Raw genomic sequence first — 23,079 nt, 5'->3', positions numbered from 1 at the left:
AAGAAAACTCTCAAGGAAGAAAAACTATGGCGATAGATACTGGACTGATAGGCTCAGTCATTAATGCTTTACCACTGGACCGCATGATCTCTGCACCCTTAAATGCAATGATCAAAGCTCAAGTTCAAGCAAGTAAAGCTTATGCAGACTTCTTATTAACTGTTTGTATTAAAGACGGTAAAGCCATTGCAGTAGAGTTTGAATACGACGAAACCTTGGTAAACTCTGAAGGCCGATACCAAGGAACCTTAACCAAAACCATGCGGATACCTTTATTAGCGGCTATTAGCCATCCTAATATTACTGTTGATGAAGGTAGAATCGACTTTGAACTAGAAGTTAGCCAATCTGAAGAAAGCCAATCTTCTACTGAAGCAGAAGCGTCTTTAGAAGCCAAAGTAGGTTGGGGCCCCTTCAGTGTAACTATCAATGGTCGTGTTTCGCATAAATCAGAACAAACCCGTAAAACTGATACTCGGGCGAAGTACAGCATCTCTACCACAGTTAAGCGTCAAAATCCTCCAGAAGCCTTAATGCGAGTGATTGACTACTTGACTGATGCAGCCACTAAACCTGTTGTATTACCTAAAAATGATCAGCCAGCTAATAAAGACGCATTACCTACAGATGATGTGCTTCCTGCACCAAAAGCTGAAGAGAAGAAAACTGGCTAAATAACCTTGTCGTAGTTAAAGCACCTCTAGTGATCACTGGGTGGCAACACCCCAACACTAGAGGTGTCTGTGTTTATAGGGGGTTTTGATCTTATTGAGGGGGAATAAAAAATGGTATTTAATAAAAAGAAAGAACCCATGAATAGTGTTTCGTTAACCAACATCACTCGTGGTATGCACCATGCGGCGATGACCACGACCAGCATGGTGGCTCAGCAGTATGTCAGATTATTTGAACAGTTTTTTGATCGGGAAGACCCCAAAGACCCAGACTCACCCCTGAAAGCTAAAATGGTTGAGATAAAACTGGGTGATAACCACGCGATGATGGTGCCATTAATCTCAATGGTGGCACCTAAAGGTATCGTGATGGATAAGATGAAGGTCTCAATGACCGTCAGGATGGAAGATATTGAACTGAAAAAGGCAACCACGGCTGACAATGCAGAGCAAATGCAACGAGGCGGGTTCACTGTATCTTTTCAATCGAATAAACGAGGCAAAAGCGATGCACGGTTTGCTGATGAAATTCAAGTTGATATGGAGTTTCAAGCCGTCGAGCCCCCTGAAGGTATTATGCGAGTCATTGAAGAATATACTAATTTAATTGGTCCCGTGGCAGCGACGACTGAACCACCCAAGCAAGACGAGAAAAAAGAAGAAACCACAACTGAACAATAAAGAATAATTATAAAAATGACTGTTACTTACTGACCCTCAATAACAACTAAAATTGTGATCTGATTAAATCATTTATTTAATCAGATCACAAAGCAGCTTATCTAGTAAGCCCCTTCAATAAAGTTGTTTTTAATCTCTCAACTGGTATACCCACTCAAAATTAATTATTTTCAATGCAATCAATAAAATATTCTAAATAATCACGCCAACCCATTACCTATTTAACTCATTAGTCGTGAAAAAAATTTCATCTATAACAAAAACCAATAATTAGCTTGTTGAATGTGTAGTAAATCGCGTTATTTTATTTTTATACCGATTAACGTAAGCCCAGTATTTGCTTTTACTCGGGTTTATTACTCGTTATTAATGAGTATTTCCACCCTTTTTATTAAGAGTTTTCATTTTTTTAGTAAGCACCTTCAACTTATATGAGAAGGTCCATTTAAAAATATTTTTGCAAATCCCAATTTTAAACAAAAACCAACTTTTGAAAAACCAAGAGCTGATTTTATGCGAAGTCATATCCTAAAGATATCCAGTTTAAGCTTGGCAATTGCCGCTTACAGCACCTCAGCACTTGCCAATACGATGTTGGATGTATTGGTGGTTTACCCCGAAGGGAAAAGTGGCACTCGCGATGTCAAAGCCCTCGCTGCCTCTTATGTCAACTGGGCTAACCAAGCTTATAAAAATAGCCGAGCCAATGTTCAGCTAAGGTTAGTCGGAGTTGTACCGATTAATACTTTTCATGGCAATACCAATGGAAATGCATTAAACCGAGTGACCAACGATAGGACTATTTCCAATCTCAGGCAACAATATGGCGCTGATTTTGTCAGCTACTTTGCACCACGTTCTGGTGGTACTTGTGGTGTTGCTTGGGTGCCTCAAGGTCGGGTACAAAGCAGTCAAGCGTACAGTGTTGTCGCCACCGACTGTGGTAATGTGGCATTTGCCCACGAACTTGGCCACAACATGGCGTTAGGCCACTCAGCCGCTCAAGACAGTAAAGGTGGAATTTGGACTTGGGCGCGCGGCCATGGTGAACAAGGCATGTTTGCAACCGTCATGGCTTATGGTTCTGCTTATAATGCACGTAATGTGCAGTATTTTTCCAACCCTAATGTTAATGCTTGTAAAAACCAGCCTTGTGGTCGCGCTAATTACACTGACAGTGTTAAAAATATCAATGCAGTGGCGACTCAGTTAGCTGACTTTATGCCGTCCAAACAGCCGGATAATCCAAAACCAAATCCGAACCCCAATCCAAACCCGAATCCTGATCCCGGTGATGATAATGGTCCAGATTGGCCAGATAAGCCAAACCCCAATCCAAATCCTGACCCAGGTGATGATGATGGTCCAGACTGGCCAGATAAACCAAACCCGAATCCTAATCCAAACCCTGATCCCGATGATAATGGTCCAGACTGGCCGGACAAGCCGAATCCAAACCCCAATCCGGATGATCCTGATGACGATGGCCCCAAACCACCTGATGATGGAGATAATGATGGTCCTGGTTGGCCGGATGATGACGATGATAAACCTGGCCCGAACCCGAACCCAGATGATAATGTTTGTAAAAAGCCGCACATGTCAAAGAATATGATTCAGTCTGGAGACTTTAATAGCCTAAGCGGCTGGAATAGTTTTTATAATAATGTGGTGACCATTGACACTGAAGGAAAAACAACCAAATGTGGTCGTGATAATTATTTAAAAGTCACTAACCGTATGGCTTATTATGATGGTGTGGCTCAAGATATCACCAACCAGGTGATTAATATACCTAACTTGAAGGACACTGAGCTTGAAGTCAGTGTTAAAATGCAGCTGGCTACAGAAGGGCAAAAACGTGATAACGCCAGAATTGCATTGCAAATTACTGATGATTTAGGTGTGCATTATCAATATGTCGCAAATAGCTCAATTACCAACAATGAAATGTCAACGGTAAAAGGTCAGTTTAAAATTGACCACTTTGGCAATATTCGCAAAGTTCAGCTATTAATTTTTGGCCCAGAGAAAAACACTGCCTTTTTTGCAGATGAAGTAATCTTAAGAAAAGCAGGGGATAAGCCCGATTTAGGCCCATTAATTGATCATGGTTTTGAAGCGGATAAACACGGCTGGATTCCATTCTTTGGTATCGATAAAGTTGAGCGTACCGATAAAATGGCAAAAGACGGCAAATACAGCCTAATGGCCATGGGACGTGACCACTGGTATTCAGGCCCAGCACTGGATGTCAAAGGGTTAGTGGAAAGTGGTCAAAACTACCAATTCAGTTTTGATACTCGTTTAGCCGACAAGGTCAGTAAAGAACAGTTTATTGATATGCAACTGTTTTATGTTGACGACGAAGGCTACCACTGGAAGCGGATAAAGACAGAAACTGTTCCAGCCAATAAACAATGGATGTCAATCTCGGGAGAGTTTAACTACCAAGCCAAAGGTAACGTGAAATTTGCCCAACTTTATATCTTTGGCCCAGAGCCTGGTAATGATTTTTATCTGGATAATATCAAGCTAGATAAAAAGAAGTAACCTTCTAACCAAGCTACTCTAAAAATAGCTCTGTTGTTTTCAACAACAGAGCTATTTTTTTATAGGCTTACAGAAAAATAATAAGGAAGGTTCATGCAAATACAATTCAGGTTTATTTATCTAATCATACTTTGGTTTGTAACCGTTTTATTATGTATATTTGCTAGTCCAACAGTTGATGCTGAAAATATCCACAATAATAGCCGTTGCGATTTCAACTATTCGATTTTAAACGAAGTCAAGGCAGTTAACTGTAGTTATCACTCGCTTTATATTGAGACCAATGCAGGTATTAAACGTGAGGTGAAGTATCAGTTGCCTGTAGGGGAGCCACCTGTTCATGGTTGGCCGGTAGTATTGATTTATCAAGGTAGTTTTTTCCCAGTAGAGTTTCAACGGCGTAAAAATGATCCATTTGGTGGGTTTTATGAGGCAATGTTGATTAAGCAATTATTAGATGCAGGCTATGCTGTTATAGCCCCAAGAGCAGCCATTAACTTAGCTTGGCAAACCAATATGCTAGCTAGTGCAACACCTTATCGGTTGACTACAGATTATCAGTTTATTGGACGGGTGATAGAAGGTATTGAACAAGGTTCATTTGGGCCATTAAATAATCAACGCAAATTTGCTACGGGTATTTCCAGTGGAGGATACAACACCAGTCGGATGGCACTATCATTTCCAGGTGAGTTTCGTGCCTTGGCAATTCAGTCTGCTTCTTATGCCGCCTGCCTTGGTCCTGTTTGCCATGTCCCCTTCGATTTACCAACTGACCATCCACCCACTTTATTTCTTCATGGACTGTTGGATGTAACTGTACCCGTATGGACCATGAAGCGTTATTATCATCGTTTAGTTGATAGTGGTATTTATACTGAGCTGTGGATTAAACCCACCAAGGGGCATGCCTGGTTTGAGGAGTCTCCTGCCAAAATAACTGAGTGGTTTAGCCGTTATTAAATTACACTTTAGCTTAAGTAATAACCAAATTTATATGCCTGCTAATGTTAAAGAATTCGTTGCTATTACTAATTGTAATGACACTGTTCAATGCACTTAACAGCCGTGCAGCAGAGCAACCGATCATTATCTGGACTTATTATAGCTCTCCCCCTTTTTCTATTAATAATGAAAAAAGGGAAGGGCTGACTTATGACTTTGTTGACCTATTGAATAAACTATCACCAGGTGAATTGACTTTTCTGGCTCACTACATCCCAAGAAATCGTTTGGATGAGCTATTGCAAAAGCGTAATGATGGCATTGTAGCCTGGGTTCACCCTGCCTGGTTTAATGATAAGCACAAGCAAAAATACCTATGGACTCCACCTTTAATACAAGATACCAATGAAGTCATCTCGTTAGTTAAAAATAGCATTAGCTATAAAGGACCAGAATCACTAACAGGACTTCAATTAGGTGGTGTGTTTGGACATGTATACAGTGGGTTGGAAGAGTCGATAAAACAAGGGGCTATCAAACGACTTGATGTGGCTTCATTTAGCCAAACATTAAAAATATTAATCGCTGGGCGGGTTGATTTTGTGATTATTCCTAATAATACCATCCGCTATTTAGCCATTGATATGGGCGTTAGTCATCAAATTTGTTATTCAACAACCCCTCATAGCCTATACACACGTCATATTCTAGTACAAAAGGGTCAACAATCAGCTTATCCATTTTTGGTTAAAACCATTGAAAATTTAGCAAATAACCAGCAGTGGCAAGCGCTGCTACAACGTTACCACTTAATCAATACCTCAATTAAACCATGTCGACTAAAGAGCAACTCTAAAAAATAACCGACTCAACTGAAATGTTATTGGTTTACAGGCATCAAGGTTGTCAGCCCATACTTAGAAATTAGCTTTTCAAAAATGCCATCACGTATTGTTTTGGTAAGCCAACGATTAACAATATTAATGTGAGGGGATAAGGTTTTCGTAACCAAAAAATCCCTCGCATTGGGGGTATAGAGGATTTTACTTTTCCGTTTTCAGTTTAAATAAAAAAAACTATTGACGGGATAATTTCAACTGTTTGTAAAGAATGATTGAAGCCCAGCTTAATGATGCAATCATAATGATTGATCCAAGCCAATGAGAAGCCTGGGCTATACTATGATCGTAACGCAATAACCCCATCTCAGTGAGTAAATATTCCCAGTCATGAAAACCATAAGGTGCTGAATGGCCGAAATTTCCACCCAATAAAGGCAGCTGTCCTGCTCTAGCATCATTAATATAAGGGGCAATATCAAGAAAATTTTCTCCAAACCACCAACCACACACCGCTGCACCATAAGTATTATGATGTTTTATTAGCAATACGAATAAACAGATCAATGGCATCAGTAATTGCCCTAATGTACCACCTAATGAAGCAACAAACTGCCCCAAAGGCCTGAAAATAACATGGCCAGCTTCGTGAAAGGGCAGATTAATCAGATGTAAAAATGACTCTCCCACAGTATTGCTCGAAATCGAAGCAAATATTAAGCGCAACCCCCAAATCGTTAGTATAACTAACAAACCAAAACGTACATAAACAGCAATAGCATCTGTTTTATCTCCAGGGTATAACAGCCTGTCTTTCCAAGTAATACCATCAAAATCATGTGATTCTAATGCCTCATTGTCTTCAAGTGCTTCCTCCTTCTTTGCCTGAGTAGCAGAAGGGTGATACTTAAAATATTTTGAGAATACAATCCCACACTGCTCGCAACTAATATTTTGGTCTTTTTGTTCAAGTTGACACTTTGGACATTTCATATTCGATTAGCTAACAAATTTTGATTAAAATTTTATTATAGCTTTGTCTTTGGCTATTTATCACTGTGTCAGTAGAAAGTGATTGTTATTCAGTCCAACCGCATAACAAAATATAAAAAATATACCTATGTATATACACAGACCAACTTATAAAATTCCATGAGAGTTAGTTTTATAAATTAAAGCAAAAAAATTGCCAATTACTTTAGTTTTTCTTATAAGTCGTAAGCCGCATAGTTTTTATATATTGATTTTATCTAAATTAGCTTTAACAATAACTTGCCCAGTAAACTCATGATGTTCTACGTTTTGAATACCTGGGTTTAACCATTCATGGAATGAATATTAATCATTTTTAGGAAAGTTAATTATGAGAAAAGCGTTACTGACGGCTATTGTTTTAACTTTAGGGGCCAATGCTTATGCTGTTACTGAAAATCCCATCAAAGCATCGGGGGCCTTATTAGATGCTGCAGCTAGTGTTAAGTCTGCTTATGTTTTTGCACCCACAATTGTTGAAAAAGAGTGTAAAACCGCAGTAAAAAATGCTATAGACATGCATTTTCCCGGCTCAATGGACCCAGAAGTGGCTGGGCAGGCGCTTTGTTCAAGAACCTCGCCCGTTAACTTTTTAGAGCTATTATTGAAAGTGTCTACCCAAGTAGAAATGAGCACACCTGAATAAAAAATAGCCATAGGTTAGTTCTTATTTAGGGCCTATTCACACTATTGGTATAAGTGTAAAGTTATTTCTTATTTTACGCTTATACCATTATCCTCGCTATTATATTGCCTGATTAGTCAGAGTTTACACTTTCAATTGCCCACAATGTCCTTTTACCCTTAAGCATGAATGTATCCGTGCATACAGTGGTCCATGAGCAAAAGAAGGTAACAGCGTCTTCTCCATTTACCCTTTGGCTGTGTTACTTTTTTTGACGTAGGCCCACTATGCCTGCAAAGAAAATAAATGGCTTTGAAGACTGTTATCCAACTATACGCATGGACCACTAGAAGGATCTTATGACACAGCAGGCTTATATTTTTGATGCCATTCGTACACCTCGAGGCAAAGGTAAACCCAGTGGTGCTTTATATTCGGTTAAACCCGTTCGCTTAGTCAGTAATCTCTTATCTACACTACAGCAGCGGCATAATTTAGATACCTCACTCGTTGATGATGTTGTATTAGGCTGTGTTACCCCGATTAGTGATCAAGGGGCAAACATAGCCAAAACTGCTACCAGCATAGCAAACTGGGATGTATCGGTAGCTGGGGTACAGATTAACCGTTTTTGTGCTTCCGGGTTAGAAGCCGTTAATATGGCAGCCATGAAAGTTGCTTCAGGTTGGGAACAATTAGTTGTGTGTGGTGGTATCGAGTCTATGTCTCGGGTGCCCATGGGCTCTGATGGCGGCGCTTGGCCATTGGACCCGGAGACTAATTTACATACAGCATTTGTCCCCCAAGGCATTAGCGCTGATTTGATTGCCTCATTGGAAGGTTTTAGTCGTACCCAACTTGATGAATTTGCGGTAAATTCACAACAAAAAGCGACTCATGCTTGGAAACAAGGTTATTTTAATCAATCTGTTATTCCCGTTATTGACCAAAATGGTATGCCATTGCTGGAAAAAGATGAGCATATTAAATCGGATACAACAACTGATGTATTAGCTGGTCTTAAGCCCGTGTTTGCTCAAATAGGTGAACTTGGGTTTGATGAAGTTGGGTTAAATGTGTATTCACACCTTGAAAAAATAAGCCATTTGCACACTGCAGGTAACTCTTCTGGCATTGTTGATGGTGCCGCCGTTGTGTTGATTGGTAGCGAAACCATGGCTAACCAACTGGGTTTAACACCAAGGGGGCGTATTATTTCAACTGCTGTCACTAGCACTGATCCTACCTTAATGTTAACCGGGCCTACACCTGCCACAGAAAAAGCCCTAACCAAAGCTGGACTGTCTATTGCTGATATCGACTTATTTGAAGTCAATGAAGCCTTTGCCGCAGTGGTTTTAAAATTTGCTCAGGATCTGTCGGTGCCAATGGAAAAAATTAATGTTAACGGTGGCGCGATTGCCATGGGTCATCCATTAGGTGCAACAGGGGCGATGCTATTAGGCACTTTGCTTGATGAGTTAGAGCGAAGACAGTTGAAGTATGGTGTTGTCACTTTATGTGTTGGTGGTGGGATGGGAGTAGCCACTGTTATTGAACGACTAAGCAATTGAACAGCTCACTGACTGGATAAGTTTAATATAGAAGAGTATAGAGGCCGTTACATGGATGCTATTATTCACTACCAGCAGGATGCTGACAATATTGTTATTTTAACCCTCAATAGTCCAGGGCAAGCAACCAATACGATGAATGCCGCCTATCGGGAGGCAATGATCAATACTATAAACCGCCTAGAAAATGACTTAGACAATATCAGGGGAATTATTATTACCTCTGCCAAAGACACCTTTTGTGCAGGTGGTGATTTAAATGAGCTGAGTGAGCAAGTTGATACCAGTACTTTTTATCAAATAGTCAATGAGATTAAAGTGCCTTTACGACAGTTGGAGACATTGGGTAAACCCGTAGTGGCTGCCATAAATGGATCAGCATTGGGGGGCGGCTTCGAACTTGCATTAAGTACTCATTATCGAATTTGTCTTAATCAGCCGACTATTCAATTAGGTTTACCCGAAGTAACATTAGGCTTGTTACCCGCCGCTGGTGGTATAACCAGAATGGTTAGATTGCTAGGTATTGAAGCAGCATTACCCTATATTCAACAAGGAAAAAAATTTAATCCACAACATGCAAAACATATTGGTTTAATTCATGAGCTGGCTGAGTCAAAGTCCACTTTAGTTGAACAGGCTAAAACCTGGATAAAGGCTAATCCTGAAACAACACAGCCATGGGATAAGCCTGGCTATAAAATACCAGGAGGCACTCCAACATCCCCCCAACTGGCCCAAAAGTTAATGATTGCCCCTGCCATGTTAATTAAAAAAACCAAAGGCTGTTTACCTGCACCCGAAAAAATTCTTTGTGCTGCAGTTGAGGGAGCTCAAGTCGATTTTGATACCGCTTATGCTATTGAAAGTCGTTATTTTGTTCATTTGGCGACAGGCCCTGTCGCCAAAAACATGATCACAGCATTATGGCATCAGTTAAATCAAGTCAATAGTGGTAAGTCTCGTCCTCAGACAATTACAACAACTAAGACTGAAAAAGTCGGTATCATCGGTTCAGGTATGATGGGAGCAGGGATTGCCTATGTCACTGCTAAAGCTGGTATTCCTGTCGTACTAAAAGATATTTCCATTGATAAAGCGAAACAAGGCAAAGACTACAGTCGTCGACTATTACAAAAACAGGTTCAACAAGGAAGATTAACAACACAAGACGCAGAAAGTATTCTTGAAATCATTCAATGTACAACTGTTGATAGTGATTTTCATGACTGTGATTTAATTATTGAAGCGGTGTTTGAAGATCGATCATTAAAAGCAAAAGCTACTCAGGCTGCTGCCGAATATGCAACCAAAGGCGCTATTATTGCTTCCAACACGTCTACATTACCTATTACCAGTCTTGCTCAGGCAGTTGAGCACCAACAGCAGTTTATTGGTTTACATTTTTTTTCGCCAGTAGACAAAATGTCTTTAGTTGAAATTATTCGAGCCCAGCAAACCAGCGAAGCGACCTTGGCCAAAGCATTTGATTTTGTTCGCCAGATTCGTAAAACACCCATTGTCGTTAATGATAACCGAGGATTTTTTACTTCCCGAGTATTTGGTCGTTATTGTCTGGAAGGGCTTGCTTTATTACAAGAAGGCGTTGCACCTGCACTGCTTGAACGGGAAGCAGTTAAAGCAGGCATGCCAGTGGGACCATTAGCTGTAATTGATGAAGTCAGTTTAAGTTTATTAGCCCATATTCGAGATCAAGAAAAAGCAGACTGTAAACAATCGGGACAACCTTTTATCCCCGCACCTGGCTATGAAGTGTTAGATAAATTGTTAGTTGAATACGACCGGAAAGGCCGAGCTACAGGAGGTGGCTTTTATGACTATCCCGCCCAGGGAAAAAAACAACTGTGGCCAAACCTAACCCGATTATTTCCATCAACAAACGCTGTTCCAAAGCAAGATATTGCCACACGACTGTTGTTTAGCCAAGCAATCGAGTCTGTTAGCTGCCTGGAGGAAGGTGTCCTGGAAAGTGTGGCGGATGCCAATATTGGTTCGTTGTTTGGTATCGGATTTCCAGTCTGGACAGGTGGGGTGTTACAATATATTAACCATTATGGACTTGCCTATTTTATTGACAAAGCTAAACAGTTAGCCGGTAAATATGGCGATCGTTTTCAACCACCCGCATTATTACTGAATAAAAATAAAGCGAAGGCAGCTTTTATTTAAAAGGGTGACGTATATGTCTGGTTGTGATCCTTCACCACCTTTACAATCGCTGAAAATACTGGATTTTTCCACTTTGCTTCCTGGGCCTTATGGTTCCATGTTACTAGCTGATTTAGGTGCTGAAGTATTGCATATTGAATCACCTAATCGTCCGGATTTAGCCAGAATAACGCCTCCGTTTGCAGGTAAAGAGTCAGCATTACATTGCTATATAAACCGCAATAAAAAATCCATTAGTCTGGATTTAAAACAGTCTGAAGCTGTCAACAAAGTTAAACAACTAATCGTAGAATATGATATTTTAATTGAACAATTTCGACCTGGTGTCATGGATCGTTTAGGCCTGGGCTATGATCAGTTAAAAACCATCAACCCACAGCTAGTTTATTGTTCCATTACTGGCTATGGTCAGTCTAGTCCATATCAACAGCGAGCCGGTCATGATATTAATTATTTAGCATTGGCCGGTATTGCAGACAACTCACGCCGGAAAGAACAACCCCCCGTACCACCAAGTGTTCAAATTGCCGATGTAGCAGGTGGTTCATTACACAGTGTCATTGGCATTTTAACCGCCGTAGTGGCAAGACAAACGACAGGAGCAGGCCAACACATTGATATCAGTATGGCTGATTGTGCTTTTGCCTTAAATGCACTGGCTGGTTCTGGCTTTTTAGGCGCTGGAGTTGAGCCAAAACCAGAGCAGCAAATACTTAATGGCGGCAGTTTTTACGATTTTTATCAGACTCGTGATGGCCGGTTTTTGTCAGTAGGTTGTTTAGAGCCTAAATTTCTTCAAACTTTTTGCCAGCTCATTGACAAACCCGAGTTAATTAGCCTGGCAAGTAATCCTCAGCCCACTGCACAACAACAGATTAAGACCATTTTGACTGAATTATTTTTAACTGAGGAGTTGGCTTATTGGCAACAGCTGTTTGCAACAGCTGACGTTTGTATTGAGCCTGTCTTAACTTTTGCTGAAAGTTGTGAACACCCGCATTTTAAAAACCGACAAATGATTGTTGAAGTTGCTTCACAGCAAGGAAAGCAAAAACAAATGGCCTGTCCAATCAAATTTTCTAATGCTCATGCTCGTTATCAATCCGTTGGTCGTTCACTAGGAGAAGATAATCAATGGTTAACCAACAAACTCTTTTCGACCTCTCAAAAGTAATTAATCAAAAATAACTATCTGAAATCTTACCATAGCGAATACCTACGGCGAATGGCTATTTATACCCGAAGAGTATGTTATCGTTTTAATTCTGCTGCTCTGTAATGAGGATCAGTCCAACAACGGGGGAGTGTTTCACCGGACTGAAATATTAAATTCTGTTTACTAAATTTTTCAGGATCCTGCACCTCCTCACCATAATGATAACGTCCAACCACTTCCTGCTGGTATAAATCAAAAAGTTCAGTCAAGCTTAAGATTTCAACCAGATGTCCACTATCTTTTTCTTTTAAAAACATGGTAGAAAACCTCAGGTAGCAATATCCGCTTTCTGTTTAGCATAGTCGTATCCATTTCATTCGCGAGCAAATTTGACAAATAATCTATTTTTAGACAATTGGTAAAAAAAATGTAAGAGAAATGCTCACCTAAAAAGCATTATAATCAGCCTGTGTTACAGCAGTTAATGAGGATTACTTATATGGTAAAAGCAACGGTTTATTTAATGCTTGACCAAAAAGATGTCTGCATTCCCTACAGTTTTACTCAGTTACCCGCCATTGGTGATGTTATTCCTGCCAGACAAACCAGTGATGGAGGTAATGTTGCCTCTATCAATGCTGCCCTTAATGAAAAGTGGCTCGTTAAAAATGTCGACCCAGAAACTGGGTACGTTATTTGCGAACCATGTTAGCTTGAATATTTCATCAACCACTATAGACAAACCACTGCGCCTTGCTGTTGAAAAAGGAACTGACAACTGGGCGCACTTATATCCTTCATTTAGATAATCATAAAATATATTTTTTAATTTTCCTCACGATAATTTTCACTGCTAAACTGGTTTTAGTTTTTAAAAACATTTATTCAGTACAACCATAACACCAAAAGCCATTTGATGTAGGTTTTTAAGGCTTTAATTATTCAGCACATGATGACAATCAAAATAATACAGCGGGCCCAAGCGTCATAGGGAGATGATTATGAAGCCTCTATTATACAAACACTTATATTTAAGTATTTTAGGCATAACTTCACTACAAACAAGTGCACAGGCAGAAATTATCCCACACTCTGTTACAGCTACATTTATAGAGCCATACAACCAATCATACACCATTCCAATCAGCCAACTTAAGCAGAAAGAAGCAGAGCTGACTAATTCTAAACTTATGCGGCAAGTTAAGTATTCAATTACTACTTTGGATAACCAAATTATTGAAAAAATTGTGCCTAATAGTAAAACCAACCCAGATAATGTAAAAAGAGTAGAGTCTATTATCTCCAGTAAAGATTGGGACTTTTTATTCTCCAAACGCAACGTTACTTATACCTATAATAACTTTTTAAAAGCCATTGGTAAATTTCCAGCTTTTTGCGGGGGTTATTCAGACAATCGTGATGCAGATGCTATTTGTCGTAAATCATTAGCCACCATGTTCGCTCATTTTACCCAGGAAACAGGAGGACACAATCCTTATGAAGAAGTACCTGAATGGCGTCAAGGATTATTTTGGGTAAGAGAAATGGGCTGGAACGAAACCATGCGAGGGGGGTATAACAGCGAATGCAACCCAGATACCTGGCAAGGACGCACTTGGCCTTGTGGTACATTTAAAGATGGTGAATTTAAAAGCTATTTTGGTCGAGGCGCAAAACAATTGAGTTATAATTATAATTATGGGCCTTTTTCCGATGCCATGTTTGGTACCATCAGGACTTTACTGGATCACCCTGAAAAGGTTGCTGATACTTGGCTGAACCTAGCCAGTGCCGTATTTTTCTTTGTTTATCCACAACCGCCAAAGCCTAGTATGTTGCATGTAGTTGAAGGCACTTGGCAGCCCAATCAACATGATCATAACAATGGGTTATTTCCAGGCTTTGGAGTAACCACCCAGATCATCAACGGTGGTGTAGAGTGTGGTGCAACACAAGAACACAAACAGTCATTAAATAGAATTCGTTATTATCAAAGCTTTACCCAATATTTAAACGTACCCATTACCAGTAGTGAAGTGCTGGGTTGTGCCAATATGCAACGATTTGATAACCAAGGTAGTGGTGCACTAGCCATTTATTGGGAGCAAGACTGGCGTTGGGACCCTAGCACACCCACTGGCAAAAGTTATGCCTGTAAATTAGTTAATTACCAAACGCCTTTTACTGCACTAAAACAGGGGGATTATATCGACTGTGTTGTCCATCATTTTAAGGATGTGATTATTGATCCTGACAATTAACCAGATTAGTATCAAGCAACCTTGATGTAGCCGGTTTTAAGTAGAGACTCAAACTCATGGGCGGGGAGGGGTCTGCTATAGTAATAGCCTTGGATAGCATCACAATGATGGCTACGGAGAAAATCGACATGATGAATATTTTCTGCGCCTTCAGCAATCACTTCCAAGTTAAGCCCTTGTGATAAGCCAATGATAGCCTTGGCGACTTCTGCTGTATTTTCATTGACTTCTAAATCGTGGATAAAGGCTCGATCTATTTTTAACGCGGTAATTGGGTAACGGGTCAGGTAGCTCAAGCTGGAATAACCTGTACCAAAATCATCAATGGATAGGTAACAACCCAGCTCTCGAATTTTTTCCAGCTTGTTAATGGTCTTCTCAACATTATGAGCCAACATGCTTTCAGTAATTTCCAGCTCTAAAAACTCAGGGGCTATGTGAGTGTTAAGCACAACATCCTGCACATGTTGTACAAAGTCAGGGTTGTTTAATTGCCGCCCTGATACATTGATTGAAAACTTAACCGGACCTAGACCTTGCTGTTGCCATTGTTTGTTTTGTCGACAGGCTTCTTCGAGCACCCACATCCCAATGGGTTCGATAAGCCCGGTTTCTTCAGCAACAGGAATAAATTCACCCGGTGAAACCATGTTTTTCCCGTTTTCAAACCAGCGAATCAAACCTTCCATCCCCACAATACGGCCATCATTGGCTCTGACTTTAGGCTGATAAAACAATTGAAACTCATTTTTGGCAATCGCATGGCGCAACCGGCCTTCCATTTCAATCCGTGCTTTGGCTCGACAATTCATTTCATTGGAAAAGTAATCGTAACAATTACCTCCTTCCTGCTTAGCATGGTTAAGTGCACTGAAGGCTGATTCAACCAAGCCTTCCGGAGTTTCGCTATCACCAGGAAACAAGCTAATACCAATAGAAGCCCTAACATGCACCGGTTGTTGGTTAATAGCAAAAGCAGTCTCAACAGAGTGGAGTAGTTTTCGTGAAACAATTGAACTGTCGTCTGATGCCGTAACTTGTAAAACAAAAGCAAATGTATCTTCTGTTAACCGGGCAATGGTATCACTTTTGCGAATACAGTTATGTAAACGCTCAACTAGTTGGCATATTAATTCATCACTGAAGCGTTGACCAAAACCTGCTTTTATATCAGCGAAACGGTCAATTGAAAAAAGTAATACAGCAACTGACTTACCTGATCGCTTGGCATTAATCATGCTCTGCTGAATCCGGTCTTTTAATAAAACCTGATTCGGTAGCCCGGTGAGTTCATCAATGTTGGTGGCTTTGCTTTCAACTTTTGTTTCAGTAGAGTACTGACCGTCAGGAATAACTTTTAATAGCCAAAGTGCTCGCTTTTTATCAACAGAAATAGGGGAGGCAATTACAGATTTAAGGACGCGATGCCCACTACTACCCACTAATAACTGACCATTCCAGGCAGTATTATTTTTAAAAGCATACATTAGCGGGTCAATATCATTTTCTACTGAAGATTGAGAGATAAACTGTGATAGTGGGTGATTAAGGATAGCTTGTTCATCAGTGCCACATTGCTTGCAAAAAGCACGACTTACAGAATGAATACAGGTTTTAGCATCACAAATGAGCAATGAGTCATCAATAGAAACCAAAAGCTGATCTAATACTAATTGTGCTGCTGCCATGAATATAACTGCATATGCTGAGTGACTACTACTATCAAAAAGCTAAAGCTCACTTGTTTTAGCCTAGGTTAGAAATAGCCAATCAGCAATCACAAAGTTGTCATTAAGAAGCAGGGGTCTCATCATCGGCTTTGGTTTCTGTAGTAGCAGGCTGTTCTTTTTCAGGGAAAAGTATACTGGCAATAACCCCTGCCAGGATAAGACCAAGCACCACATAAAGGCTGACATCATGGGGAATATGAAAGGTTTCAAGTCCAAAGGTTTTCTCAACGGCTGATGCCCCTAACTTAATTGCAATAAAGACTAAAACAAACGCCACTGCTCTCTCTAAATGGCAAAGATATTTAGCAGCAACTGCTAGCAGAAAATAGAGATTACGCAAGCCTAAAATAGCAAAAATAACAGCGGCATAAACCAGCAAGGGCTCTTGGGTAACTGCAATAATCGCCGGGACAGAGTCAAAACTAAACACAATATCAGATATTTCAATACAGATCAGGCAAAGAAACATAGGTGTGGCAAACCAGGCACCGTGTCTTGCTGTATCACTGAAGGTAAGGGTAGGGTCATCCTGCTTCATTTGTTCCACAACCTCACGCCGAACAAAAAAAGCTTTACCAACCAGTCGCGGAATGACTGGCATATACTTTTTAGTTAGATTGACACTCCAATGCTGGGAATAGTCATCAATATCATCATCGTCACCACTACCATGCCAAAGCGCCCAACCTGACCAAGCGACTATTAATGCAAAAATTAGCTCTACCCAGGGGGTCAATCCAAATAATGTTGTCCCTGCAGCAACAAAAATGGCCCGAAAGATTAATGCACCTGCAATCCCATAGTAGAGAATACGATGTTGTAAAATACCTTTAATTCCAAAGCTGGAGAATATCGCGACAAATACCATCATATTGTCGATACTCAGGGCTTTCTCCAAGGCATAACCCGCCATAAATAAACTGGCGTATTCAGGACTAAACCGTACTTTCAAGTAATAGTAAAATGCTATTGCCAAGACAATCCAAAACACCGACCAGCCCGCTGCATCCTTGAAAGTCACATCTTCCTTATTACGGTGGCTAAATAAATCCATGGCCACAGAAACAAAGACAACGGAAAAGAGAATTATTATAGTCTCTATGGGAAAGCCAAAGTGTTCCATATTGAGCATACCTTTTTCTTGTTATGAGCTTTCTTATGTGTACATTACAGCTGACAATTCAGAAGCGCGAGTTTAAGCCTAGCTGGTAAGTTCTCCCCGAACAATAGCAAATAAGCCAAGCAACCTATACAAGCGATAAACCATTACATAAAAACTATAACCATACTACAGGATCAGTGGGAAAAACTGATGTTAACAGGCCCTAATATGCTGCATAACAAATAACTAAGCATAGGCTCATTCACATTATCCTGAGCTAAACTAAATCTCATAGTTTGTGTATGGGTAAATCACAACTCACAAAAACTGTAATAAAAAGACATAATACATAAACGGACTTGTTCGAGCAAAAAATGTTAAATATCTTCGCTAAAACGGTTTATCGTGTTCCAGTTGTGTTAGTCGCTATTACCTCTTTATTTATAGTGGCAGCCTATATCAGCAGTTATCTGGAACAAAAGCGTGTCTATGCAGAGTTTGACATATTATTACAAGGAGAAGTACAAAGAAGTATTACTGCAATCACTACTCATTTAGAAAAGTTGAAAAGCGATTTATCATTCTTAGCCTCTGTCCCTCCTATCCAAGGAATTATCAGAGCGACAGCAAATAATGGTTTTGATGAACAAGAAAACAGTACTATATCACTTTGGCAAAAACGCCTTAATACTATTTTTAGTAGTTATATTACCAGCAACCCAAATGTTAGCCAGGTGCGTTATATTAGCATTGCCAATAATGGTCAAGAGCTGGTACGAGTAGATAATAAAAATAATCTAGCAGTTATTATTAAAGAAGATGCACTTCAAACGAAAAACCATAGAAATTATTTTAAACAAACGCTTAGTAAACCTCCCGGCTCTTTTTATATATCAGATATTACATTAAATCGTGAACACCAAGAGCTGGAAAATCCTCATAAACCAATGCTTCGTCTGGCAACCCCTGTTCATAATCCCGATGGTACGCCCTTTGGGATGTTGGTCATTAACTTTAATGTAACGGCCTTATTTACCAGTTTACAAAGTGGTTTGCCAAAAGATTATCAATTATACCTCACTAATACTGAAGGTGATTTTTTAATTCACCCGAATCCAGAAAAAGCTTTTGGATTTGATTTAGGAAAGCGATTTCGATGGCAAGACGAATTTCAACCTTTGTCGCATAAAGTTGCAAGCCAGTTACAGCGTTATCAACACCAGCAAGTTAATAGGCTAGTCAGTAACAGCAAATTACTGTTAGAAGAAACACCACAACGTTTTTTAAACCTGGCCATTACGATACCTGAAGCCACAGTTAACAATAGAATTATTCAAAGCTTGATGACTAATATAGTTGCAATGATTGCTGGTATGTTGGTTATTGGGGGAATTCTTTATTTATATTGGCTCAATGTAAAACAGCAGCAACGTGTTAGCGTAGAACAAGCACGACTTGCCGCCATAGTGGAGAGCACCCAGGATGCAATAATAGGCAAAAACCTTCAAGGCAACATTACTGACTGGAACCATGGCGCTGAGCTGATGTTCGGTTACTCTGCTAAAGAAGCTGTTGGTAAGCCACTTATCAATCTTATTATTCCAGACAACCGAATTATTGAAGAAGATGATATTTTAGAGCAAGTAGCAGTAGGTAAAACTGTGCCACACTTCAACACACAGCGACGTTGTAAGGATGGCCGTTTACTGGATGTATCTGTATCCGCATCTCCAATCAAAGATAATACAGGAAAAATAGTTGGTGCTGCAAAAACCATTCGAGATGTTTCTAAACAAATAGAAACAGAAAACCAGATTCGCGAGTTAAATGCTTCCTTAGAAAAACGAGTGGCAGAACGAACAGCAGAAATACATCACTATGCTATGTTGCAAACAGCCATCTTAAACCAAGCAGGTACAGCAATTATTGCAACAAATACCCAAGGTGATATCCATTTATTTAACCCTGCAGCAGAGCATATGCTGGGTTATTGTACTGAAGAGGTAACAGGCAAGCTTAACGTTGCCTCATTGTTTTTAACGACTGAAATCGAGGCTCGTGCTCAGGAATTTTCTACCGCACTAAAAGAAAAAGTAGAGCCTGGCTTTGATGTATTAGTCATTAAATCACAACATAGCCTCCCTAATAAACATGAATGGACTTTTGTTCGACAAAATCATTCCCTTTTACCTGTCTATCTGTTGGTGAGCTCTCTCATAGACGACTCAGGTCTTGTTTCCGGCTATTTATTCATGGCAACAGATATTTCACAGCAAGTAAAAGACAAGCGTAAGCTGTTATCAATGCAAGGGCAGTTGTTGAAAGCGGCTGAAGTGGCTGAGTTGGGTATTTGGACTTGGAATATAAATAATAATAAGCTGACCTGGAATCAGCAAATGTATGAAATACATCAAACGCCAGCCAAAGATCAAAACAAAGATCTTTATTATGATTATTGGTGTAAAACTTTACACCCTAAAGATAAGGAATATGTGTTAACTAAACTCCATGGTGCCTTAGCAGGCACTGATACCTATGATCCCACCTTTCGTATTATTCGACCTAATGGCAATATCCGATATCTAAAAGCTACTGCAATAGTTGAGCGTGATAATCAAGGACAACCTACCTTATTATTAGGCATTAATCGAGATATTACTGGACAATTAAAATATGAAAGACAACTCCAACAAGCGAAGTCTGCAGCAGATAAAGCCAACGTAGCCAAGTCAGAATTTGTGGCCAATATGAGCCATGAAATCCGCACCCCCATGAATGCCATATTGGGAATAGTTCAGTTACTCATGCGTACCACACTTGAAGCGAAACAATGCCAATATGTACAACAAATCGACTCCGCTGCACGCATATTGCTAGGTATTCTCAATGATATTCTCGATTTTTCCAAAATGGAGGCCGGTAAGCTAACTCTGAATTTGCAACCTTGCAATATTGAGCGCTTACTACGAAATGTTGGCATGATTACTTCCTCCAATGTAGGCAATAAAGCGCTGGATATTTTATTTGATTTAGATCCCTCATTATCACAAAAAATGGTAGTAGTGGATGAACTGCGCTTACAGCAAATTTTGATCAACTTGACCAGTAATGCTATTAAATTTACTGAAAAAGGAGAAGTCGTATTGAAGGTAGAGCTTTCCATCGAGGAGGGAGCCAATGTTTTATTCTTTGAAGTGAGTGATACCGGTATTGGCATCTCACAGGAGCAGCAGATGTCTATCTTTGAAAGTTTTACTCAAGCCGAAACATCTACAACCAAACAGTATGGTGGTACGGGTTTAGGACTAGCCATTTGCCAACGTTTAGTGCAATTAATGAATGGAGAATTAAGTGTCACCAGTAAGCTAGGAGAGGGGAGTACGTTTAGTTTCTACATCCCCTGTACTCTAGCTGAAGAAACAGCTTTGCCAAATAAAATCAATAAACTCGCCCGACAGCAGAAAGTTTTAGTTGTTGATGACAATGAATATGCACGAAATGTGATATTAAATATGATTCGCTCGTTTGGTTGGATAGCTGATGGTGCCAGAAGTGGAACGGAGGCGCTCACCCAGTTGAATACTCGGAATCAGAAAGCCCCTTCCTATAACCTGTTATTAACAGACTGGCGTATGTTTGATACGGATGCTCTACAGCAACTGAAAGCACGATTTGAACCAGACCAGCAACCTTTAATTGTTCTTCTTTCTTCCCATCGAAATGATATTAGTCATCTTAACACGTATGCAGATGGACATTTAATTAAACCGATTACTGCATCCATGTTGATTGATTTCATTATGGATAAAACTAAGGGGACCACCCATCAGGATACCAGTTCAATCAATCAAGCTGAGCAACGGCTTCAAGGACTTACCATTTTGTTAGTGGAAGATAATCCAACTAACCAACAAGTCGCTCAAGAGTTATTAGAACTAGAAGGCGCCTGTATTGAAGTGGCCGAAAATGGAGAGGTAGCATTAGAAATTCTTAAAGATAAAGCATCAGCATTTGATGCGGTGTTAATGGATATTCATATGCCCAAAATGGATGGTTACACCGCTACCCAAGAAATCCGTGAAACTTTAAAGTTAACAGAACTCCCCATCATCGCTATGACTGCCAATGCAATGGTATCAGACCGAGAGGCTGCATTAGTATCAGGCATGAATGACCATATCGCCAAGCCATTTGAAGTCGATCAAGTGGTAAGTGCGTTACTCAAAATTACCCAGCCTTTAGATAACAAGCCGTTGAATGATCGAGAAACAGCGTCTGCAACACCCAATAAGCCAGACAAGTCTCATATATTGGATACGAAAAGTGCATTAGCCCGATTTGGTGGACATCAGCAGGTTTATCAGCGTGCTTTACTCAATTTGTTAAAAGACATGCCCAAACTAATGGCTACATTGCCTTTACAAAAGCCAGAGACTGAACAGCAGGCAGAGGAAGTAGCTAATATCTTGCACACATTAAAAGGCATGGCTGCCACTATGGGCGCAACAGCCGTTAAACTAACCAGTGAAAAAATGGAAAAGCTGTTGCGCCCTCCCAGTAATACAGATAATTACGAAAGCTTACTGACAGAGTTAACCCAACAGGTGAACTATACCTATCAACACGTGGAAAGTCTGGTGCAAGCAACACAGCAACTACCATCCGACCAAAAGACGAAAGACTTAGAAAAACTCAATGGCTAAACAGCTTTATGCCATTCCTGACACTAAGGGTTTTTCTTTTGATTATTCAATATACAGCTGTTGTTGGTTATTAGTTTAGACTAAATTAGATGGTTTTGTTAGACTTCATTTTCCTATTAATTCTATGTGTTTAAAAAAATGAAGTTTATTTCAACAATTGTAGCTTTAGCTGCCTTTTCTGCATCTTATGTAACCGCTGGCACTTCGACTGAAACAAGATGTCCTGATATCGCAAGTATTCAGTACGATGGTGAGTTTTATGAATCAGTATTGCCAGGAACTAGTTTAGTGGTTAAGAGCCATCCTGGTGAAAATGTGGGGGTTATTGAAAGTTTCGATTCTGCTTTTTTAGATCGTACGAATAAGATTTTTGTACATTGTGTGTATCGTTTAGGGAATGATGATCCGGTTGTATTATGGCCAGTTGGCCCAGTTCAGGCTGAAAAGAATGACAGTAATTCTTGGGCTCCATTTTTAAATTATGACTATTGTATTGAAAATTCTTCAGTGTGTAGATTTAATGTTCAACCTTAATTTTACATAAGACAGTATGCGAGTGCAGTGTTACCAAACACTGCACTTTACTATGAATAAACCACTAAAAAAATGGCAAGCTGTTGATCAAGTAAAGACCTAAATCTAGGAATTCATAATCTGGGTGTAGCATTTCTTAATCCTTAATATTAGCTGTTTCTAATACCAAGAATACGTCAGTTCGTGTGTATGGATATTGATTTGGATCAATGTTTGTAAATACGTGCAAACCTTTTTAATACTAGTCGTATTCGATACGACAAGAGCTGTGAGCGGTTTGAGTTGGACCCGAGTGACTTCTATTGCGTGGTTGATGATACCCGGGTAACCCGCTGGACAGGCGATAAATTACCGGGTTACGGGCGTTTCTCATTGAAGACAGCCGTTACCGGTGCGGAAGGCGAAGAAAGCTGAGGCAGCTTGCGAAATGCGCCTCGGGCGCGAGTGAGTAAGCTAACGAAGCACTGAGCCGTAGCGGTT

General features: G+C 40.0%; 17 protein-coding genes. 13 read left to right on the top strand and 4 right to left on the bottom strand.

Going from position 1 to position 23,079, the window contains the following annotated elements:
* Positions 1–26 precede the first annotated feature (26 nt).
* The 5 genes from G4Y78_RS14610 to G4Y78_RS14590 all read left to right on the top strand — a co-directional run bounded on the left by G4Y78_RS14610 (position 27) and on the right by G4Y78_RS14590 (position 5,716).
* Entirely contained in the window at positions 27–674 is a 648-nt protein-coding gene (locus G4Y78_RS14610; RefSeq protein ID WP_222937708.1) for a DUF2589 domain-containing protein, read from the top strand.
* Positions 675–785: 111 nt separating this feature from the next.
* Positions 786–1,355: a DUF2589 domain-containing protein gene (locus tag G4Y78_RS14605; protein WP_163833723.1), complete on the top strand. Its 570-nt coding sequence runs from the start codon at positions 786–788 to the stop codon at positions 1,353–1,355.
* Between the two features lie 513 nt (positions 1,356–1,868).
* Positions 1,869–3,908, top strand: a complete 2,040-nt coding sequence (locus G4Y78_RS14600) for a carbohydrate binding domain-containing protein (protein ID WP_163833722.1) — start codon at positions 1,869–1,871, stop codon at positions 3,906–3,908.
* A gap of 93 nt (positions 3,909–4,001) precedes the next feature.
* Positions 4,002–4,871 carry an extracellular medium-chain-length polyhydroxyalkanoate depolymerase gene (locus G4Y78_RS14595; protein ID WP_163833721.1) on the top strand — a complete coding sequence of 290 codons (870 nt, stop codon included), beginning with the start codon at positions 4,002–4,004 and terminating at the stop codon, positions 4,869–4,871.
* Positions 4,872–4,948: 77 nt separating this feature from the next.
* Positions 4,949–5,716: a substrate-binding periplasmic protein gene (locus G4Y78_RS14590; RefSeq protein ID WP_163833720.1), complete on the top strand. Its 768-nt coding sequence runs from the start codon at positions 4,949–4,951 to the stop codon at positions 5,714–5,716.
* Between the two features lie 213 nt (positions 5,717–5,929).
* Here the strand turns inward: G4Y78_RS14590 and G4Y78_RS14585 are convergent, their stop codons facing one another.
* Positions 5,930–6,685, bottom strand: coding sequence for a zinc ribbon domain-containing protein (locus tag G4Y78_RS14585; RefSeq protein ID WP_163833719.1), 756 nt, complete (start codon positions 6,683–6,685; stop codon positions 5,930–5,932).
* Positions 6,686–7,055: 370 nt separating this feature from the next.
* On the opposite strand from G4Y78_RS14585, the gene G4Y78_RS14580 reads away from it, so the two are divergent.
* The 4 genes from G4Y78_RS14580 to G4Y78_RS14565 all read left to right on the top strand — a co-directional run bounded on the left by G4Y78_RS14580 (position 7,056) and on the right by G4Y78_RS14565 (position 12,287).
* Complete coding sequence (locus G4Y78_RS14580) at positions 7,056–7,370, top strand: hypothetical protein (protein WP_163833718.1); 315 nt, start codon at positions 7,056–7,058, stop codon at positions 7,368–7,370.
* A gap of 338 nt (positions 7,371–7,708) precedes the next feature.
* Positions 7,709–8,923 carry an acetyl-CoA C-acetyltransferase gene (locus G4Y78_RS14575; protein ID WP_163833717.1) on the top strand — a complete coding sequence of 405 codons (1,215 nt, stop codon included), beginning with the start codon at positions 7,709–7,711 and terminating at the stop codon, positions 8,921–8,923.
* Positions 8,924–8,974: 51 nt separating this feature from the next.
* Positions 8,975–11,113, top strand: coding sequence for a 3-hydroxyacyl-CoA dehydrogenase NAD-binding domain-containing protein (locus G4Y78_RS14570; protein ID WP_163833716.1), 2,139 nt, complete (start codon positions 8,975–8,977; stop codon positions 11,111–11,113).
* Positions 11,114–11,126: 13 nt separating this feature from the next.
* Positions 11,127–12,287, top strand: a complete 1,161-nt coding sequence (locus tag G4Y78_RS14565) for a CaiB/BaiF CoA transferase family protein (RefSeq protein ID WP_163833715.1) — start codon at positions 11,127–11,129, stop codon at positions 12,285–12,287.
* A 77-nt stretch (positions 12,288–12,364) separates the two neighbouring features.
* Here G4Y78_RS14565 and G4Y78_RS14560 read toward each other — a convergent pair whose 3' ends face one another.
* Positions 12,365–12,586: an acetyltransferase gene (locus tag G4Y78_RS14560; protein ID WP_163833714.1), complete on the bottom strand. Its 222-nt coding sequence runs from the start codon at positions 12,584–12,586 to the stop codon at positions 12,365–12,367.
* A gap of 182 nt (positions 12,587–12,768) precedes the next feature.
* On the opposite strand from G4Y78_RS14560, the gene G4Y78_RS14555 reads away from it, so the two are divergent.
* Entirely contained in the window at positions 12,769–12,981 is a 213-nt protein-coding gene (locus tag G4Y78_RS14555) for a hypothetical protein (protein WP_163833713.1), read from the top strand.
* Positions 12,982–13,270: 289 nt separating this feature from the next.
* On the top strand, positions 13,271–14,530 hold the full coding sequence (locus G4Y78_RS14550; protein WP_178124462.1) for a chitinase: 1,260 nt from the start codon (positions 13,271–13,273) through the stop codon (positions 14,528–14,530).
* 11 nt (positions 14,531–14,541) lie between these two features.
* Here the strand turns inward: G4Y78_RS14550 and G4Y78_RS14545 are convergent, their stop codons facing one another.
* Both G4Y78_RS14545 and G4Y78_RS14540 read right to left on the bottom strand, forming a co-directional pair.
* Complete coding sequence (locus G4Y78_RS14545; RefSeq protein WP_163833711.1) at positions 14,542–16,218, bottom strand: putative bifunctional diguanylate cyclase/phosphodiesterase; 1,677 nt, start codon at positions 16,216–16,218, stop codon at positions 14,542–14,544.
* Positions 16,219–16,321: 103 nt separating this feature from the next.
* Positions 16,322–17,383, bottom strand: a complete 1,062-nt coding sequence (locus G4Y78_RS14540) for a TerC/Alx family metal homeostasis membrane protein (RefSeq protein ID WP_163833710.1) — start codon at positions 17,381–17,383, stop codon at positions 16,322–16,324.
* A gap of 353 nt (positions 17,384–17,736) precedes the next feature.
* Between G4Y78_RS14540 and G4Y78_RS14535 the strand changes: the two genes are divergently transcribed.
* On the top strand, positions 17,737–22,065 hold the full coding sequence (locus G4Y78_RS14535; protein WP_163833709.1) for a PAS domain S-box protein: 4,329 nt from the start codon (positions 17,737–17,739) through the stop codon (positions 22,063–22,065).
* 138 nt (positions 22,066–22,203) lie between these two features.
* Positions 22,204–22,599, top strand: a complete 396-nt coding sequence (locus tag G4Y78_RS14530; RefSeq protein WP_163833708.1) for a hypothetical protein — start codon at positions 22,204–22,206, stop codon at positions 22,597–22,599.
* Positions 22,600–23,079: the final 480 nt, after the last annotated feature.

The sequence above is a fragment of the Spartinivicinus ruber genome, assembly GCF_011009015.1.
In the GTDB taxonomy this organism is placed as follows: Bacteria; Pseudomonadota; Gammaproteobacteria; order Pseudomonadales; family Zooshikellaceae; genus Spartinivicinus; species Spartinivicinus ruber.
This window is presented reverse-complemented; position numbering and strand designations above follow the sequence as displayed.

Bases quoted from the DNA above. Each gene is read 5' to 3' on its own strand.
- G4Y78_RS14610 (WP_222937708.1), top strand. From the start codon at position 27: ATGGCGATAGATACTGGACTGATAGGCTCAGTCATTAATGCTTTACCA.
- G4Y78_RS14605 (WP_163833723.1), top strand. From the start codon at position 786: ATGGTATTTAATAAAAAGAAAGAACCCATGAATAGTGTTTCGTTAACC.
- G4Y78_RS14600 (WP_163833722.1), top strand. From the start codon at position 1,869: ATGCGAAGTCATATCCTAAAGATATCCAGTTTAAGCTTGGCAATTGCC.
- G4Y78_RS14595 (WP_163833721.1), top strand. From the start codon at position 4,002: ATGCAAATACAATTCAGGTTTATTTATCTAATCATACTTTGGTTTGTA.
- G4Y78_RS14590 (WP_163833720.1), top strand. From the start codon at position 4,949: ATGACACTGTTCAATGCACTTAACAGCCGTGCAGCAGAGCAACCGATC.
- G4Y78_RS14585 (WP_163833719.1), bottom strand. From the start codon at position 6,685: ATGAAATGTCCAAAGTGTCAACTTGAACAAAAAGACCAAAATATTAGT.
- G4Y78_RS14580 (WP_163833718.1), top strand. From the start codon at position 7,056: ATGAGAAAAGCGTTACTGACGGCTATTGTTTTAACTTTAGGGGCCAAT.
- G4Y78_RS14575 (WP_163833717.1), top strand. From the start codon at position 7,709: ATGACACAGCAGGCTTATATTTTTGATGCCATTCGTACACCTCGAGGC.
- G4Y78_RS14570 (WP_163833716.1), top strand. From the start codon at position 8,975: ATGGATGCTATTATTCACTACCAGCAGGATGCTGACAATATTGTTATT.
- G4Y78_RS14565 (WP_163833715.1), top strand. From the start codon at position 11,127: ATGTCTGGTTGTGATCCTTCACCACCTTTACAATCGCTGAAAATACTG.
- G4Y78_RS14560 (WP_163833714.1), bottom strand. From the start codon at position 12,586: ATGTTTTTAAAAGAAAAAGATAGTGGACATCTGGTTGAAATCTTAAGC.
- G4Y78_RS14555 (WP_163833713.1), top strand. From the start codon at position 12,769: ATGGTAAAAGCAACGGTTTATTTAATGCTTGACCAAAAAGATGTCTGC.
- G4Y78_RS14550 (WP_178124462.1), top strand. From the start codon at position 13,271: ATGAAGCCTCTATTATACAAACACTTATATTTAAGTATTTTAGGCATA.
- G4Y78_RS14545 (WP_163833711.1), bottom strand. From the start codon at position 16,218: ATGGCAGCAGCACAATTAGTATTAGATCAGCTTTTGGTTTCTATTGAT.
- G4Y78_RS14540 (WP_163833710.1), bottom strand. From the start codon at position 17,383: ATGGAACACTTTGGCTTTCCCATAGAGACTATAATAATTCTCTTTTCC.
- G4Y78_RS14535 (WP_163833709.1), top strand. From the start codon at position 17,737: ATGTTAAATATCTTCGCTAAAACGGTTTATCGTGTTCCAGTTGTGTTA.
- G4Y78_RS14530 (WP_163833708.1), top strand. From the start codon at position 22,204: ATGAAGTTTATTTCAACAATTGTAGCTTTAGCTGCCTTTTCTGCATCT.